Below are 15,470 nucleotides of genomic sequence, written 5' to 3'. Positions count from 1 at the left end.
AAGGAAGGCGGCGCGCCTGTCGCTGACCCTGGCCGCGGAGACGTTCGAACGGCTCGGCGCGCCCACCTGGGCCGAACGGGCACGGGCCGAGCTACGCGCCACCGGTGCGGCCACCGTCGCCTCCTCGGCGCACCTCGCGACGCTGACCTGGCAGGAACGCCGGATCGCCGATCTCGCCGCCGGCGGCCTGACCAACAAGGAGATCGGCGCGCGGATGCACCTGTCACCGCGCACGGTCAGCTCCCACCTCTACCGGGTCTTCCCCAAACTCGGCATCACCTCCCGCGCCGCCCTGCGCGACGCCCTGGGCAAGCTGCCCGGCGGCCAGGACGTGTGAGGGCGGCATGTGACCGTGCGGTCCGCCGGCGCGGTACGGCGGTTCTCGCCCGTCGGCCGCGGCGCGGTCAGCCCTCAGGGGGATGGGCGCGGATGCCGTGCCCGTCCAGCCAGCCGAGCACGTAGTCGGCGACGAAGCGCCATCCGCTGTCGATGACCAGCGAGTGGGCCCGGTCCGCGAACTGCTTCAGGTCGGTCACGGCGGTGGTGTCGCCGTACTGCTTGTACACCGCGCGGGTGGCCGCGTCCGGGACGAGTCTGTCCTCCTGTCCGGAGATCAGCAGCAGCGGGCCGCGCTCCGGGTTGGCCACGTCCGCCACGGCGCGCGGGCTGCGGGGCGCGCCCGTGCAACCGACGTCGACGAGCAGGCGGCGCGGTGCCGGCACCGCGTAGCGGTCGAAGAGCCGGTCGGACTCCTCCGCCTCCACCGTGTTGGCGAAGACGCGGTGGAACTGCTCCGGCGACAGGGACACCAGTTGCTCGGCGGGATCGCCCTCGGCGCAGGACGGCAGTCCGGCAGGGGACTCGGACTCGCGCAGCGGTACGCCGTTGATCGGGGCGGGGGCGATGGCCACCGCGGCGCGGCCGACATCGGCGGTGATGAGGTGCTGCGCGATGAGCCCGCCGACCGAGTGTCCGACGATCACCGGCGCGGTCTCGAAGGACCGCACGATCTCGGCGTAGTGGTCGGTCAGCGCGTCCAGACCGATCCGGCCGAGCAGTTCCGGGGACTTGCGCAGGTCCGGTGGGGCCGCGGCCTCCCCCGGCCATCCGGGCGCGAGCGCGAGGAACCCCCGGCTGGCGAAGCGCTCCGCCCACGACTCCCAGGAAAGCGCGTGCAGCCACGCGCCATGGATGAAGACGACGGGAGTACGTTCCACGGCTGGCTCCTCCGAGCATGACGACCATCCGGCACCGGTACACCGGCGACTGTTTCAGCATCGTTCAGGCGCGGATCAAGGGCGACAGTCGAATGACTTAATGTTGGCGCCCATGGCACGCGGGCCCCGACCGGCCCCGTGGTCCGGCCGGTCCCCGGGCAGGACTCCTGGAGGCGGACAGCGGTCCGCCTGGCGGACGGCCGTCACGGCGTTCACCGTCACGGCAGCGGGTGTTCGACGGTCAAGTTACTTATGTACGGCGACCCGGGGCGTACGAGAGTGGGTCGGGCCAGCTTCCGCAACAGGGAAGGATCTACCCGTCATGAGCGGCTACCAGCCAGGTGTACAGGCCAGCCGAACGGCACCGCACGGTCGTCCTCGGCTGACCTTGGACATCGAACGTGTGCTGGACGTCTCCGCCCGGCAGGCGATCAGGGCCGAGTTCAGCTACGACCCGGAGCGTCCCCTGATCGTGTGCGTGGAGTTCCTCATCGCAGGCGGTCCGCGTGTCCTGTGGCGGATCGGCCGCGACCTCCTCCAGCAGGGGATGTACTCGATGAGCGGCTTCGGTGACGTCCAGGTCTGGCCGACGAACCTGGAGGAGCGGGCCACAGCTCGGCTCCAGCTCGCCTCCGGTGACATGGCGGCGCTGTTCGAACTGCCCGTGCCACCGCTCGCGGAGTGGCTGGAACACACCTACCAGCTCGTTCCCGCCGGTCACGAGCTGGCCGAAATGGACTGGGACGTGACCGCCGCGGGCCTGCTCGACGGCCGGAGGGCGGCATCCGACTGATCACGCGGGGCGCTTAGGGCCCGCGGGGCGTCGGGCGGCGACGAGGACGGGGCCGCCCGGAACCGTGGGAAAGGTCCTCGTCTCCTCCAGCCCGAGGGCGACGAGTTCCTCACTCATGCGGGCCGTGTCGAAGGAGTTGCCGCCGCCACGCGTCGCGGTCCACCGGCCGACCGAGCGGCGCAGCGCGTCGTCGGCGGCGGGGTTGGTCCCCGCCACCAGCCACGCGCCCGGCAGAAGGGCCGCGGCCAGGCGCGGGAGAGCGGCCCGCAGTGCCTCCTCCGAGAGGAACGGCGCGGGCAGCCAGATCAGCTCGTAACGCTCCTCCTCCGACAACTCCGCCGCGTTCTCCCGGCGCAGGAAGACCCGAGCGGTCACGGCCGGATCCGCTGCGGAAAGCTCCGCTCCCGCCAGGTCCAGCGCCCGCTCCAGGACGTCGATCCCCTCGACCCGGACCTCGGGGAAGCTCGCGGCCAGCACCACGGCCAGCGCACCGACGCCGGTGCCCACGTCGAGGACGCGGCTGCCCTGCACCCGAAGCCGCTCGGCACACCCGGGCAACGCCGGCACGACCTTCCCGGCGAGCGCACGGCCGGTCGCGGCGGAGGCCCGCCCCTGGCTGAGGAGCACCTCGTCGCCCTGGGCGCCCCACCCGAGTCCGGCTGCCTCCGCGTCCGAGGCGGCGGCGGAGACGGCTTGGCGCAGCGAGCTGAGCTTCGCCTCCACCGCGCTGCGTGCGGTCAGGGCGTCCGCCTGGACGAGCGAGGGGTGCACGGCGAAACCGTCGGCGTCCCTGCGGACCAGGCCGACGCTCTCCAGCACCGCCGTACGCTCCGCATCCGCCGCGAGCACGTCCTCCAGGGGCTCCGACAGCGCCTGCCGCTGGGTGCTCACGACGGCGGCCATGACCCACACGGCCGCCTCCAGGGTGGCCACCGGGTCCTCGCCGAACGGCAGGGCACCGCCCACGGCGGGGCCGACGAGTTCAGGCGGAGTGGACACGGAAGCCTCCGGGGAGCACTGTGTTGCGGCACATGTCCTCATGCCGGTACGCACACATGTTGCGGCAGACAGAAACACATACTGCCAGACCCAGGTGTTTTCCGCTCCATTTCCGCCGAGCCCCGGCGGTCAGTGCGCGATGTGAACTTCCACACCTTCTTCACCAACCGTTGCGCCGCGTGCCCAAGCACGGCAGAGTGCTTCGCTGCCGCATGCGCCAGGCGGGACCCGTGCCTGCCCGGGCTCGGCGTCACGGACGAACCGGAAGGAACACGCGTGAGCACGATCTCGGTCCGGGGATTAGCGGTGGCCGCGGCCACCACGGTCACCGCTGTCGGAAGCGTCGTCGGCATCGCCTCGGGCAGCACCGCCCAGACCAACGACGCCGAGGCGACGGCAGCCGACACCACGCTCCTCGCCGACATCCCCGCGGGTCAGCAGGCACAGGTGCAGACCGCGTCCCTGACGCAGCAGGCCGACGCACAGGCCATCGCCGCGGACGTCAGCGCCAAGAAGGACGCCGAGGAAGCGGCCCGCAAGGCCGCCGCCGAGACCGCGATCGCCAAGAAGGAGCTCGCCGAGAAGACGGCCAAGGAGGCGGCTGAGAAGGCGGCCAAGGAGGCGAAGGAGGCGAAGGAGCGCGCCGAGGCGAAGACCGCGGCCAGCCGCGGGACCGACGTCCGCGACTCCTCCAGCTTCCCGGTGCAGAGCAGCTACACCGTGGCGCAGATCCAGGCGATGGCACGCCAGATGGTGAGCGGCAGCCAGCTCCAGTGCTTCAGCAACATCGTGGACCACGAGTCCAGCTGGAACTACCGCGCGGTGAACGCCTCCTCCGGTGCCTACGGTCTCTTCCAGGCCCTGCCCGGCTCCAAGATGTCCTCCGTGGGCGCCGACTGGCAGACCAACCCGGCCACCCAGATCAAGTGGGGCCTCAACTACATGAACACCTCCTACGGCAGCCCGTGCCAGGCCTGGACGTTCTGGCAGGCCAACCACTGGTACTGAGGCCCGTCGGTCTCCCGGAGCGGTCACGGACCGCTCCTCTCCCCGGGTTCCGCTGCCGGCCGGCCCCCTCTCCCCCGGCACGCACACCTACGGGCCGGCCGGAGTGGCCCAGCACCCTCACGTCCACGGCAGCGGCCCGGTGCCGTGGACCACTCGGGCGGACCCGGCATCTTCCGGGAGTACGTGCGGATGCCCGCCCTGGAAGAAGCACCTGACCGCCGGCCACCCGGGACGAGCCGACCCCGGCTCCCGGCTGCTGCGGACGGTACGGCACCTCACGCGCGTCGGCCCTCCCCGGGCGGACGCACGTGATTCCGCAAGACCCTTCGCTTCGTTCCCAGGAGCGGAGGAAAACCCCGCCCGCGCCGGTCGGGGAGCCCTGCCTCAGGGCGTCGACGTCGCTATGGCCACGGAACCGGACTGGGACCTGGGGGTCTTCGCTCCGGGCTTCTTCGGGGCGATCGTGCGCGGGTCGACCGCTTCTCCCGGCGCTCCCTCGCGGTACAGGCCGTCGGGCAGGCTGTCACGGTCGTGCGGCAGCAGGAAGAACACCCGGCGCTTGTACAGGCCGCTGTCCGGGTCCGGGGAGGCGTCCTCGTCCAGCAGCGCGTACCCGACCATGCGCCCGTCGCGCGCGTACGGCGGCTTGGTGTTGCGCCGCCTGGTCTTGTCCAGCGCCTGACGGACGTAGTCGAGCCGTTCGAGGTTCTCCAGCCACACCACCTCGGCCTCGTGGATGAGGTCGCTCTCGGTCAACAGCGAACTCATGGCTGCAGCCTCTCCTTCGTCGGCGTGCTCCCCGGCCATGGGACATGGCCGGGCATCTGTCCGTGTCGCTCCGGTCCGCCCATCGCCTCGGGACGGGCCGCTTCTCGGGGGCTCACCGCATCCGGGGCCCGCATACCATCGTAGAGCGCACTCCGACGACCGTGTAGGCCACGTGGTGGAGAGAGCAGACATACGGAGGCCGTCATGAGTGCTCCAATAGGGCGATGCCAGGATAGTATTTCCGGCCATTTGACTTAATCATGTCGGTGGGTGAGGCCACGCCCACCTCCTGGCGGACGCGGTTGGCGAAGGCCCGGGGCGTCGCCGGCCGGATCCCCTCTCCGGCGTTGCACCACGAGCTGTACTCCGAGTAGAGCAGCCCCTGCTCCACCCTCAGGTCCTTGCCCTCGCCGTCACGCGTGCAGCATTCGGCGAGGAAACGGCCGATGTGGTCCTCGGTGGTGGCGTAGGCCGTCGTGGCGATACGCACCCTGTCAGGGCCCTCCAGCGGGTCCCTGGTGCGCAGGTAGCGCTGGGCCCCCTCGATGAGCCAATGGAGGATTCCCGGCCCCTCGTCGCGGACCAGCTCGAAGGCGAGGTTGTCGATCCTGCGGTGCGCCGGAACCGTCCGGGTGAAGGGCAGCAGCCGGATGCGCCGCCAGAACGCGAAGCCGCCCGTGGAGACCTCCGGGCGGTGGTTGCCCAGCAGCCACAGGTGGTGCGTGGGGGTGAACGAGAAGTAGTCCTGCCGCATACGACGGGCCTTGATCTTGTCGCCGCCCGTCAGGAGCCGGACGCGTGCCTCGTCGAACTTGTCGTTGGGCTTCAGCTCGCTGCACACCACCAGGCGGCGCCCGTGCAGTTCGGTCAGCTCGGTGGAGTGCTCCGAGAACGCGCCACGGTCCATCAGGAAGCCCGGCGGAGCCGCGTCCGCGTAGTCGCCGAGGATCTGGATCATGATGTCGAGCAGCACGGACTTGCCGTTCTTGCCCTCACCGTGCAGGAAGGGCAGCACCTGCGCGCCCACGTCGCCGGTGATGGAGTAGCCGAGCAGCAGGTGCAGGAAGTCGATCATCTCCCGGCCCTCGTCGTCCTCACCGAAGGTGTCGGCGAGGAACCGGTGCCAGCGAGGGGTCTCCATGGCCTGCGGGGCGACGCTGGTGGCACGGGAGTGGAAGTCCCGGGTGGGATCGGGCTTGCGCAGGTGCCCGCTGTGCAGGTCGACCACTCCGACGGGGGTGCACAGGGCGTAGGGGTCCCCGTCCAGCCTGTCGGGGGCAACGGAGATGTCCGGTGAGGCCTTCGCCTGGGTGAGGAGGGCCTTCAGGCCGGTGGTGGACAGCGTACGCCGCTTGTGGTTCGCGAGTTCGCGGTCGCTGAAGACCCCTCGCGGGTCGGTGGTCGGCATGTCCTCCGCCATCTCCCCCGCGGCCCACAGGGCGGCCTTCTCCCCTCCCCCGCGCTTCCACCGGTAGCCGTCCCAGGCGAACCAGCCCAGTCCCTCCACGTGCCGGAACTGATCGCGGTGTGTCTGCACGAAGAGGCGGGCGTTGCCCCGGTCCGAGAGGGAAGGAGGCAACAAGGGAGCCGAGGAGGCGGCTCCGCTGCCGAACGAGGCCACAGGGGCGTTCACGAAGCCCTGCGCGGGCAGACGGGCGGGCGCGGCCACCACTTCCACCGTCTCCAGGTCAAGCATCTGCTGAGCGGCGGCCTGCGGATCGAAACGCGGTGAGCCTTCGGCGCTGCTGCTCATGGACGTCCTTTGAGGTGAAGAGGGCGGACGGACCCTACGGCAAGGGCGTCGTCGACGATCTTTTCATTCCTGGTCTGCTGCCACGGCCGGGCGTAGGAAGCGACACGGACAAGTCGGTCACGAATGGTGGCGTGGTCGAGATGCCCCGCCCCGACCAGCCCGCCGGCCGTGTAGGCGGCACGGTTGAGCTTCTCGGTGAACCCTGTCCCCTCGGGGGCAGCGGCGCACTCCGCGACACTGGCGATCAAAGGATCGATCAGCCGCTCCGCCGAGGCGGCTCGCCGCTGTCTGCGCGCCACCGGGACCGGGACAGCGGAGACGGGAACCGTGCCGGCTCCAGGCCGTTCGGGTCCGAGCACGTGCCCCGTACGACGCAACTCCCGCTGGAGCCATTCCGGCAGTACGGCCGGACGGCGGGCCGTACCCTCCGCGCGGTAGACACCCTGCGGCGTACGGGTGCCGGGGGCGACGATGTAGCCGCCCTCGGCCCGTACGTCGACCTGCCAGGCGAGCGCCGCATGACGGCCGGACCCGGTCGAACACCTGTACCGCGTCAACGTGTCGGGATTGCGGTACCAGACGTGCAGACCACCTGAGGGAGTACGTACGCGCAATGTGTTCTCGTCCTCGGCAGGGGAGGTTTCACCTCGATAGGCGGCCAGGAGAGCCAGCGTGTCGAAACCTGAGGCCAGGCCGGCGAGCTGCACCTGGTCGGGGATGGGGATGCCGGGGAGGAGCCGTCCCCGGTCCGGCACGGGGGCCTGGTGGGCATCGATGTCAATCACGACGAGGCCGGCGGGGCCGCAGGCGACTCCGACGCCCGCGGCGGGCGTGTCGGCCCACCAGCGGTCGACCAAGCCGGGATCCGTCGTGGCGGCGTGGAAGCCATGACACGGGCGTCCTGCGGACAGGCAGGGGCACGAGGCCGGTTCATGCCGGCGGCCCGAGCAGTCGGAACAGTTCCCGACAGGGGTCTTGCGTCCCGGTGTCAGGGGGTGCACCGGCCAGCCCTGGGCCGCACACCACCGCGCGACGGCTCGCGGCGACCCGTGCGCAACTCCGGCTGCACTACGGCTGCTCTCGTCTTCGCGGCGCACGGGAATCGTCCTCGTCACTTCTGTCTGCCCGATCACTTCACACACCTGGCGTGGGACGTTGCCCCCGCCAGGGACCGAAGGGACTCTGATGCCAAACGAGTGTAAGGCCCGCCTACCGAAAAGGGAGTGTCTGTCTGACCCGCGTGCCGTTCTATCAGTTTCGTGGGTCCCTTGGGTCCCTGAGGAGGTGTTCCACTCCCACCCTAGGGGCTGAAGGGACTGAACAGCACGGTGAACTCCGCCCGCTGTTTCGGGGGAGGGAGCCGGGGACCCCGGTCCCTGGGCAGGGACGAGGGACCAGAGGGTCCAGGGACCAACGGCGAGGGGCTGGAAAATCCGGCAGTCCCTGCGGGGGCGGGGGGTATCACCGCAGGTCAGCGGCCTGACCCCGGACAGGGCAGGGACTGTAGGGACTCAATCTCGCAATTATGAGCTGTACTTGAGACTTGTGTTGTATGCGCGCGCGCGTACGAACACATCTCTTGTCTACGTCATAATTGCGTTTTTCGGTCCCTACAGTCCCTCCCAGGCCCTGTGCTAACCGTCTGACCTGCGCAAACGTGAGGGACGAAAGCCCAGGGACCGAAACAAACGCAGTCCCTCCGCCCCTGCGGTCAGGCCCTGTGGGCCCTGCCGCGCCCTGCCGGTCCCTGCGGACCGTTCAGCCCCTCCGCCTCCTGGGTCCCTTGCCCGCGACGAAGTGCCCTGCCCGACGAGGGGCACCGCCCGGCCGACTGTGAGGCAGGGACTGAATCTCTCCGGTCCCTGCTTGCCGTTACTTCCATGGGAGGCGCAACGTTTCTCCAGGCCCCTGCGCGGGCCACCCCTCTTAGGCATCCCCATGCCCCCCGGCCCAGGCGAAGACACTTGGCCCCTTTTAACAGGTTTTTACCGGAAGGGCGGATTTGCTGCCCCGTAGGGTGCGTGTCGCGGGTGTTCCCTTGGGGGCCGCCGGAGGTTGCACTCCCTCGTCGGTGCGGCGCGGCCACTCATGCCTTCGGCCTCTCGGCCCTGGGCCGTGCGCGTGGGCTCCCCCGGGAAGAGCCTAACGAGCTTGTGCACGGTAGGCGGAGTGCCATCGAGTCTTTTCGGCGGGATCAGTGTTCGATGCCGCGCTCGACACGGATGCGCCGCGAGGCGTGCGCTTGCGCTGTCGCTCGTACATCTCCTCGTCCCACTCCGGAGCGTCCTTCTTGAACCTGCGGTGCGGTGGCGTGGTCACGTGCCCGTCAGTCTGCACGCCCAGGCCCTGGTAGCCGGCGCCGGCGAGGGTCCGCAAGCGCCCACCGGGACTGACGTGCAGGCGCGCTCCGCGAGCAGGAGCCGCAGCTCGCCGATGGCACGGGTGATGGTGGAGCGGTTCACGTCGTCCCAGCAGGCCGGTACGGCGTGAGTGACCCCGTGGCGGAGATGGACGAGCGTAGCCAGGAGCCGGTCGGTGAACACATCAATCGATGCTTCGCACCGGCGCCCACGGCCCGCTTCAGCCGTCGCGAGACAAGTCTGTTGGCGTGTGAGGGCTGAGTGGGTGCTGCTGGTGGCGGTCTACTGTCCCACAAACCTCACCATGCGCTGGCTCACGCGGCCTTACGCGGGTCGCGTCGCCCACTGCGTGCAGGGTAATCCGATGGCTTGGCCCGCCGCTCGCTTGAGCTCGTCCGGATGCCGTAGCTGAGGTCGAACACCCCTCGCCCGAGTGAAGCACTGGAAGATCCTCCGCAACTGCCGCCAAGCGCGGCGGCCTCCCCTACGTCGTCCAGGCGTTGGCCACTGCGCCCCGCTCGCGGAGGTGCTTTCGGTACTGGGTGGCACTTGTCGAACCCCTTCTTCCAGACCGAAGTGACGCCGGTGCACTACGCGGCTGCCGACGGAGACGCGAATGCCTTGAAGGTGCTTTTGGCCGAGGGTGCCACTCCTGGGGAAGCCGATACCGCAGGCTGGACGACGCTGCATCTCTGCGGCGCGGGCGCAGGCTCCAGCGGCCGTCGAGGTTCTGCTTGCCGCAGGCGCGTGGATTGATACTGCGGACCGTCATGGCTGCCGGCCGGTTAGAGCAATCCCTGATGGAGATCCGCGCAGCGCTCGTAGCGGATGCGGAGTCGTTCGAACTGGTGTAACCAGGCGGAGGCTCGCTCGACCACCCAACGGACCTTGCCCAGTCCGGAGCCGAGGGCCACGCCGTCTCGGGCGATCAGGGGTTTGATGCCGCGTTCCACAGCAGGCGGCGGTACTTGTCGAAGTCGTAGCCCCGGTCGGCGTAACCCCGCCGGGGCTTGTGGCGGGGCGTCCCCGCAGACCCCGCATCGATGGGATCGCGTCCAGCAGTGGCAGGAGCTGGGTGACGGCGAGCGGGGTTCCGTGGCGATCGACGATCAGATGGTGCCTGGAGCCGGGGCGAGCGCGTTCAACGGGCGAGGGGCCGACGTGATCCCCCCTAATCCAGTGCGTAAGCAGACGATCCGCGACCACGCAACGGCCCGGATAGCTGCTCGCACGGGACAGCGAATGCCTGGATCCTCCCTGGCCGTCAAGGCCTCCTCAAAGAGCGGCATCGCTGTCCGGTTGCGGGGCTCGCGGTGATGACGCGGGCGCCGGGCTGATGCCTCCGTTTCTCCAGGCCCATGAGGCCTCTGTCAAGAGCGGCGCAGCCCGCCGCCTCCGTGTTCACCGCGAAGCCCGCGGGGACTACTCGGACGTTAATCGTCACGGCGCGAGCCGCTCCGGGGTCGACCTCTTGTTCATCCGCGAGCCCGCGAGCTCTGCGGAAAGATCGAGCCCCTGGAGTGCGCTGGTGTCGCGGACGGCTACTGAGATGGCGGACCAACGAGTCCTTGGATTCGGGCGCCGCGTGACCTGCATGTGCTTGTGCCTTGCATGGATGGAACTGGGAGGACAGCTTGACCGTGTTCTGCGGCATCGACTGGGCGACGCGACCGGCTACCACCAGCTTCTGCACCTCCTTGCCGAGCACGGTGACAGCCCAGACGCTCCGATACCGGTGGCCATCGAGACCAGCCACGGCCTCCTGGTCGCGAGCCTGCGCACTGACCGTCGTCAGGTCTTCGCGATCAATCCGCTCGCCGCTGCCCGCTACCGGGACCGTCACGGCGTCAGTTGAAAGAAGTCCGACCCGGGCGATGCCTTGGTCCTGGCAAACATCCTGCGCACCGACATGCACGCCCACCGGCCCCTGCCGGCCGACTCCGAACTCGCCCAGGCCATCACCGTCCTGGCCCGAGCACAGCAGGACGCCGTCTGGACCCGGCAGCAGATCGCCAATCAGGTCCGCTCGCGCCTGCGCGAGTACCACGCCGCTGCTCTGCTGGCCTTCCAGGGCAAGCAAGGCGGTCTGATCAGGGCTGACGCCCGCGTCAGCCTCACTCTGGCCCCGACCCCGGCCAAGGCCGCGAAGCTCCCCCTCGCCCAGCTGCGGGCTGCCCTCAAACGCAGTGGCCGCCTCCGCGGCTGCGACGCAGAGGCCGAGCGGCTGCGGGCCGTCTTCCGCGTCGAGTACGCCCACCAGCTCCCCAGCGTCGAGGACGCTTTCAACCACCAGCTCCTGGCCCTGCTCAAGCAGCTGGACGCCACCTGCCAGGCCGCGGACGATCTCGCGGAGCGGCCACAGCCGCGCTTTTCACCAGCACGCCGACAGCGAGATCCTGCTCAGCTTCCCAGGCCTGGGGCCCATGCTGGGCGCCCGTGTGCTCGCCGAGCTGGGCGACGACCGGGCACGGTTCGCCGATGCCCGGGCGCTGAAGTCGTACGCCGGATCCGCCCCCATCACCCAAGTCTCCGGCAAGAAGCGCTTCGTCGGCCGCCGCTTCGTCAAGAACAACCGCCTCATCAACGTCGGCTTCCTCTGGGCCTTCGCCGCCTTCACCGCCTCACCGGGTGCGAACGCGCACTACCGGCGCCGACGCGAGCACGGAGACTGGCATGCCGCCGCACAACGGCACTTGCTGAACCGCTTCCTTGGCCAGCTCCACCACTGCCTCAAGACCGCCAGCAGTTTGACGAACAGCATGCCTTCGCACCGCTCCTGTCACCACCGATTGAGCAGGCGGCTTGGCGGAGCTCGCTGAGCAGGGGGGCATGCAGGCGGGGCCAGACTCCGGCCTCGGTCCACTCCCGCAGCCGCCGCCAGGCGGTCACCCCGGAGCAACCGACCGTCTCCGCAGGGACGTCACCCCAGGCGACGCCCGCCCGTCCGCAGCACGTACAGGACGCCGGCAAGTGCCGTCCGGTCCGGAACACGCAACCGTCCCGGATAGCGGCGGCGCCGCTCGGGAGCGGGTGGCAGCAGCGGAGCTACCCGCTCCCACAGATCGTCAGGAACAAGATCAACACGCACCCGAGGCAGCAGCCTGCCGCCCAAGACCTTCGAGCAGAAGACCCGCAGCTCAACTTATTCGGGCTGCTCCCAGTAGTTCCTCCGACCAGCTCATCCCCCCGCAACCACCAGTGACAGAGCCCCGGTCGACCACGAGCCGGAAAGCCATGCTGGACCCGAGGCCGGGGCTCCCGCGTTCGTAATGTCTGTCCTCTCCGCGTCTCCTGGTGTGGGCGAACCGCCAGAGCTATTACGCCGTAATAGCTCCGCCCTCATGACTCCCTCCGCACCGAGAGTCCGCCCAAAAGATGATTCACAGTCTGTGAAACGGCGTTCGGCGGGGCAGGATGTCAGCATGAAGAAGCGCGCGCGAAGTGCGATCCGTCCTACAAGACCGCTGGTCAAGGCCCCGATGCGGATCGGTTCCCTAGATGCTCCGGCCGTCGTCGGTGAACTGCGCAAGATCCACGAGGACGCGGAAGACCCAGACGTGGAGCGCATGCCTGCTGATGACGAACTGTTCGGTGCGCTCGTGTATGCCGAGAAGCACGTGCAGGCGCTGCGCAGCCAACCACCTGAAGTGCAGCGTGCGGCGGCGCTGAAGCGCGTGCAGCTGTGGGAGTACCTCCGTGAGCAGACCGAGATCCACCAGGTGCGAGCAGTGGACGACGCCCGCCGAGCGGGAGCTCAGTGGATCGAGTTGGCTCCCGCCTTGGCTGTCGGCGCACCCAACGCTGCCTATAACAAGGCGAAGCGACTGAAGGCCGTCCAGCTCATCGATGAGACGCCTCAAGCACACCCCGTACGTCGGACACCCGAGGCAGTCCTCAGTGCCGAGCGACGGATTGCCTTGGAGCAGGCTACCGAGCGTTGCGCCCAGGAGGCGGCGCAGCGGCGGCATGAGCTGTTGGTGCCAGTGGCAACCCGTCTGCTGGAGCAGCGCGAGTCCTTGCAGTGCGATGAGGACGCAGACTACTGGCTGGAGGAGATCGAGGCGGTACTCCCCCATTGCCAGACTCCGCTGCAAATGCTGAGCCTGAACCGCTATCTCGACGCAGCCCTGCGGGCTCTGCTCAAACTGGAGAAACGTACGGGCCGTTCACCGGCGTTGACCGAGGAGGCCCGGCTGGCCTTGGCCGCTGCTGTGGAACTGCAACAGGGACCGGGGGCTAGTCATGAGCCCGACTCCCCCGACTCTCCCGACGCCATGGCGTGTGGCGCGTGACTGTCGCTTCGTTCAGGGCGAGGTCGGCAGATGGCGTGATGCGGAGTGCGGTCGGAAGGCACGAGGGTCTCTGGGCTATTACGCCGTAATAGCCCAGAGACCCTCAACGCTCCGACTACGCCCCCACGAACCGCCGCTAGTCGAGGTCGTGCGCGGCAAGCAGATGTAGCCGGAGGAAACGGCAGCGGCAGGTCCGACCGTCCCGGACCGCTGCAACACGCTCGACCACCCAACGCACTTAGCTGAGACCGGACCCGGGTGCGCCGCCCCCCGCAGCGCGGGTGCGGATGCCCGGCTCCAGTCGAGGTCTCCGAGTTCGTTGCCTGTGTTCGGGTCGTTGCCGCGGCGGGATCAGCGTCGGTTGGGCGCGTGTTATCTGCGGGGACTGATGTTGGACGGCCGGCGGAAGTCGGTCCAGCCGATGGCCAAGCGACTGCCGAACGGGAACATGCAGGCTCTGCCGCAGTTCGTGAACCAGTCGCCGTGGGATCCGCTGCCGGTGCGGCGGCGGATCGCCGAGCGTTTGTGCGAGGTGATCCGGCACGAGGAATGGGCCGCTGATCACCACAGGCGTCGGCGGGCCGGGATCCCTGACGAGGTCGGGCATGCTTCCAAGACCTGTGTGGCTCTGGGGTTGCTGGACCGTCTGGCCGCGCAGGACCTGGCGGTGCCGGCGATCGTGGCGGATGCCGGCTATGGCCGCAGCGTCTCCCTACGGCTCGCGCCTGGAGGAACGAGGCTGCTCCTATGTCGTGGCCGTCGACCCGAAGAAGATCGTGCGGTCTGCCGACGCCGAGCCGTATCAGCCCTCATATGGCGGCCTGGGAACGCCGACGCTGCCTCGCTATCGCCAGGCGCCCCGGCCGCTGCCACGCTTGGTTGAAGAGGCCGCCGTGTCGAGGACGTCACGTGTCGGCAGGGCAGCATAGGCACGATGACCGCGCGTTTCGCTGTGGTTCAGGTGCGGCCGTCGAGCGAGGAAGCCAGCCGCACGGCCCAGGAACAAGCAAGCGGACGCAGTCGGCGGGACGGTGTGCTGCCGCTGCGGACTCCTCTGGTCGAGCAGCCCGAAGAAGCCGACGGGCCGACTGGCTACTGGACGGCCAACCTGCCTGCCCCTACGCCACCCTCGTCACCGCCACCCAGGCCCTCCTCACCCTGCGGCGGCTCGACCTAAAGGCCCAGATGCCGGCCTGACTCTCTACCAGGACCAGACCCAGAACCTAACGAAACACTGCTAGGGCTCTCACGTGTGCTCGGTCTACCGCGCAGTCGGCGCCAAGCCGTCGCCCTGGAATAACCCACGACCTCACATTGCATGCCTGCCGAGGCACGGCGTGCTCCAGTGGGCGATGCGCAGCAGGCGCTGCCTCGGTATGGGCCGGGCGTGTCCGGCCTGTTCGACCGGCCGCCAGGAGTCTTACGTTCCGCGCCGGGCAGTAGCCCGAGCAGATGGGGGCGGGCGATGGCCCTGGGGTCACCCTTGGCGGAACCCGCCCACGATGCGGGGTGCAGCCTGTCCAAGACCCTGACTGCAACTTGGTGGCGTCTGGCGTGGAAGTCAGCCAGGCTGGCGCGCATGGTTTCGGTGGTACAGAACGTGGCGATTGACTGTGCGGATGCCTATGAGCTGGCCGAGTTTTGGAGCAGGGTGACTGGCCGTCCGCTGCACCCGGAGGCCAAACCGGGTGACCGGGAGACTCAGGTGCCGCTGGCCGAGGGGCCAGCGCTGTACTTCAACCAGGTGCCCGAGCCTAAGAGAACCAAGAACCGGATCCATCTGTGCTTGCGCCCTGAGACCTCGCGTGAGCAGGAGGTGGAACGGCTGCTGGGGCTCGGTGCCACCCTTGTTGCTGACCGCCGGAATCCGGACGGCTCCGGCTGGGCAGTGCTGGCCGACCTCGAAGGCAACGAGTTCTGCGTGCTTCGCAGCGAGTCCGACCGAGCCGTAATGAATGACTGAAGCGCGTCTGCTGTCGGAGCTATTACGCCGTAATAGCTCCGACAGCAGACGTCACTCACAGTCGGAGCGGCGGTTGGAGCCCTAGTTCCATACGTCGCTGCCATCTGCCCAGACCTAAGAGCCAACGTCACAGTGACGACGACGCATGTCGCAGGCCGTCACGTGGGTCCTCGCTCCATGTGGGCTAGGCGGTCTCGTTTGGATCAGCGGGCGGACCAGAGGTAGATGCCCGCGATGTGGTGGAGTCCGGCGAGGTAGATGGCCGCGGTCTTCTCGTAGCCGGTGGCGATGCCTCGCCACTGCTTGAGGCGGTTGAC

12 protein-coding genes and 3 pseudogenes are annotated in these 15,470 nt (G+C 69.1%); 7 read left to right on the top strand and 8 right to left on the bottom strand.

Translation table 11 applies throughout. From position 1 onward, the window contains the following. Nucleotides 1-337 (top strand): helix-turn-helix domain-containing protein (locus AQJ11_RS47705; protein ID WP_167360907.1); only part of this gene is annotated, 337 nt, incomplete at its 5' end. A 67-nt stretch (nt 338-404) separates the two neighbouring features. Here AQJ11_RS47705 and AQJ11_RS42135 read toward each other — a convergent pair. Beyond that, complete coding sequence (locus AQJ11_RS42135) at nt 405-1,217, bottom strand: alpha/beta hydrolase (protein ID WP_059266982.1); 813 nt, start codon at nt 1,215-1,217, stop codon at nt 405-407. Between the two features lie 322 nt (nt 1,218-1,539). On the opposite strand from AQJ11_RS42135, the gene AQJ11_RS42130 reads away from it, so the two are divergent. After that, complete coding sequence (locus AQJ11_RS42130; protein ID WP_041664777.1) at nt 1,540-2,010, top strand: SsgA family sporulation/cell division regulator; 471 nt, start codon at nt 1,540-1,542, stop codon at nt 2,008-2,010. On the opposite strand, the gene AQJ11_RS42125 is transcribed toward AQJ11_RS42130, so the two are convergent. Then, nucleotides 2,011-3,009 (bottom strand): SAM-dependent methyltransferase, encoded by a 999-nt coding sequence (locus AQJ11_RS42125; protein ID WP_059266981.1) that lies wholly within the window; start codon nt 3,007-3,009, stop codon nt 2,011-2,013. A gap of 276 nt (nt 3,010-3,285) precedes the next feature. On the opposite strand from AQJ11_RS42125, the gene AQJ11_RS42120 reads away from it, so the two are divergent. Continuing rightward, a complete protein-coding gene (locus AQJ11_RS42120; RefSeq protein WP_244218639.1) occupies nt 3,286-4,017 on the top strand; it encodes an aggregation-promoting factor C-terminal-like domain-containing protein in 732 nt (243 codons plus the stop codon). Nucleotides 4,018-4,401: 384 nt separating this feature from the next. On the opposite strand, the gene AQJ11_RS42115 is transcribed toward AQJ11_RS42120, so the two are convergent. The 5 genes and pseudogenes from AQJ11_RS42115 to AQJ11_RS50620 all read right to left on the bottom strand — a co-directional run. After that, complete coding sequence (locus AQJ11_RS42115) at nt 4,402-4,785, bottom strand: DUF6009 family protein (protein ID WP_014669013.1); 384 nt, start codon at nt 4,783-4,785, stop codon at nt 4,402-4,404. A 202-nt stretch (nt 4,786-4,987) separates the two neighbouring features. Further along, entirely contained in the window at nt 4,988-6,538 is a 1,551-nt protein-coding gene (locus AQJ11_RS42110) for a DNA primase family protein (protein ID WP_014669012.1), read from the bottom strand. After that, nucleotides 6,535-7,635 (bottom strand): bifunctional DNA primase/polymerase, encoded by a 1,101-nt coding sequence (locus AQJ11_RS42105; protein WP_341846320.1) that lies wholly within the window; start codon nt 7,633-7,635, stop codon nt 6,535-6,537. The genes AQJ11_RS42110 and AQJ11_RS42105 overlap by 4 nt, the downstream gene beginning before the upstream one ends. 1,218 nt (nt 7,636-8,853) lie before the next feature. Then, nucleotides 8,854-9,081 (bottom strand): helix-turn-helix domain-containing protein, encoded by a 228-nt coding sequence (locus AQJ11_RS51935; protein ID WP_398781457.1) that lies wholly within the window; start codon nt 9,079-9,081, stop codon nt 8,854-8,856. Nucleotides 9,082-9,683: 602 nt separating this feature from the next. Next, nucleotides 9,684-10,068 (bottom strand): annotated as a pseudogene (locus AQJ11_RS50620) (transposase); the annotation flags it as partial. A gap of 437 nt (nt 10,069-10,505) precedes the next feature. On the opposite strand from AQJ11_RS50620, the pseudogene AQJ11_RS42095 reads away from it, so the two are divergent. Continuing rightward, nucleotides 10,506-11,677: pseudogene (locus AQJ11_RS42095) on the top strand (IS110 family RNA-guided transposase); the annotation flags it as partial. A 2-nt stretch (nt 11,678-11,679) separates the two neighbouring features. On the opposite strand, the pseudogene AQJ11_RS47695 reads toward AQJ11_RS42095, so the two are convergent. Continuing rightward, nucleotides 11,680-11,986 (bottom strand): annotated as a pseudogene (locus tag AQJ11_RS47695) (transposase); the annotation flags it as partial. Nucleotides 11,987-12,320: 334 nt separating this feature from the next. Between AQJ11_RS47695 and AQJ11_RS51930 the strand changes: the two are divergent. From AQJ11_RS51930 to AQJ11_RS42085, 3 genes are all read left to right on the top strand, one after another. Continuing rightward, nucleotides 12,321-13,190, top strand: coding sequence for a hypothetical protein (locus tag AQJ11_RS51930; RefSeq protein ID WP_244218638.1), 870 nt, complete (start codon nt 12,321-12,323; stop codon nt 13,188-13,190). Nucleotides 13,191-13,509: 319 nt separating this feature from the next. Beyond that, the gene (locus AQJ11_RS53010) at nt 13,510-14,073 is read left to right on the top strand and encodes a transposase (RefSeq protein ID WP_425265031.1); all 564 of its coding nucleotides are present in this window, start codon (nt 13,510-13,512) and stop codon (nt 14,071-14,073) included. A gap of 696 nt (nt 14,074-14,769) precedes the next feature. Next, a complete protein-coding gene (locus AQJ11_RS42085; RefSeq protein WP_059266978.1) occupies nt 14,770-15,153 on the top strand; it encodes a VOC family protein in 384 nt (127 codons plus the stop codon). The last annotated feature ends 317 nt before the right edge of the window (nt 15,154-15,470 follow it).

The organism is Streptomyces corchorusii (genome assembly GCF_001514055.1).
In the GTDB taxonomy this organism is placed as follows: domain Bacteria; phylum Actinomycetota; class Actinomycetes; order Streptomycetales; family Streptomycetaceae; genus Streptomyces; species Streptomyces olivaceoviridis.
This window is presented reverse-complemented; position numbering and strand designations above follow the sequence as displayed.

Coding starts and splice junctions, on each gene's coding strand:
- AQJ11_RS51930 (WP_244218638.1), top strand. CDS start 12,321: ATGAAGAAGCGCGCGCGAAGTGCGATCCGTCCTACAAGACCGCTGGTC.
- AQJ11_RS42130 (WP_041664777.1), top strand. CDS start 1,540: ATGAGCGGCTACCAGCCAGGTGTACAGGCCAGCCGAACGGCACCGCAC.
- AQJ11_RS42110 (WP_014669012.1), bottom strand. CDS start 6,538: ATGAGCAGCAGCGCCGAAGGCTCACCGCGTTTCGATCCGCAGGCCGCC.
- AQJ11_RS42085 (WP_059266978.1), top strand. CDS start 14,770: ATGGTTTCGGTGGTACAGAACGTGGCGATTGACTGTGCGGATGCCTAT.
- AQJ11_RS42115 (WP_014669013.1), bottom strand. CDS start 4,785: ATGAGTTCGCTGTTGACCGAGAGCGACCTCATCCACGAGGCCGAGGTG.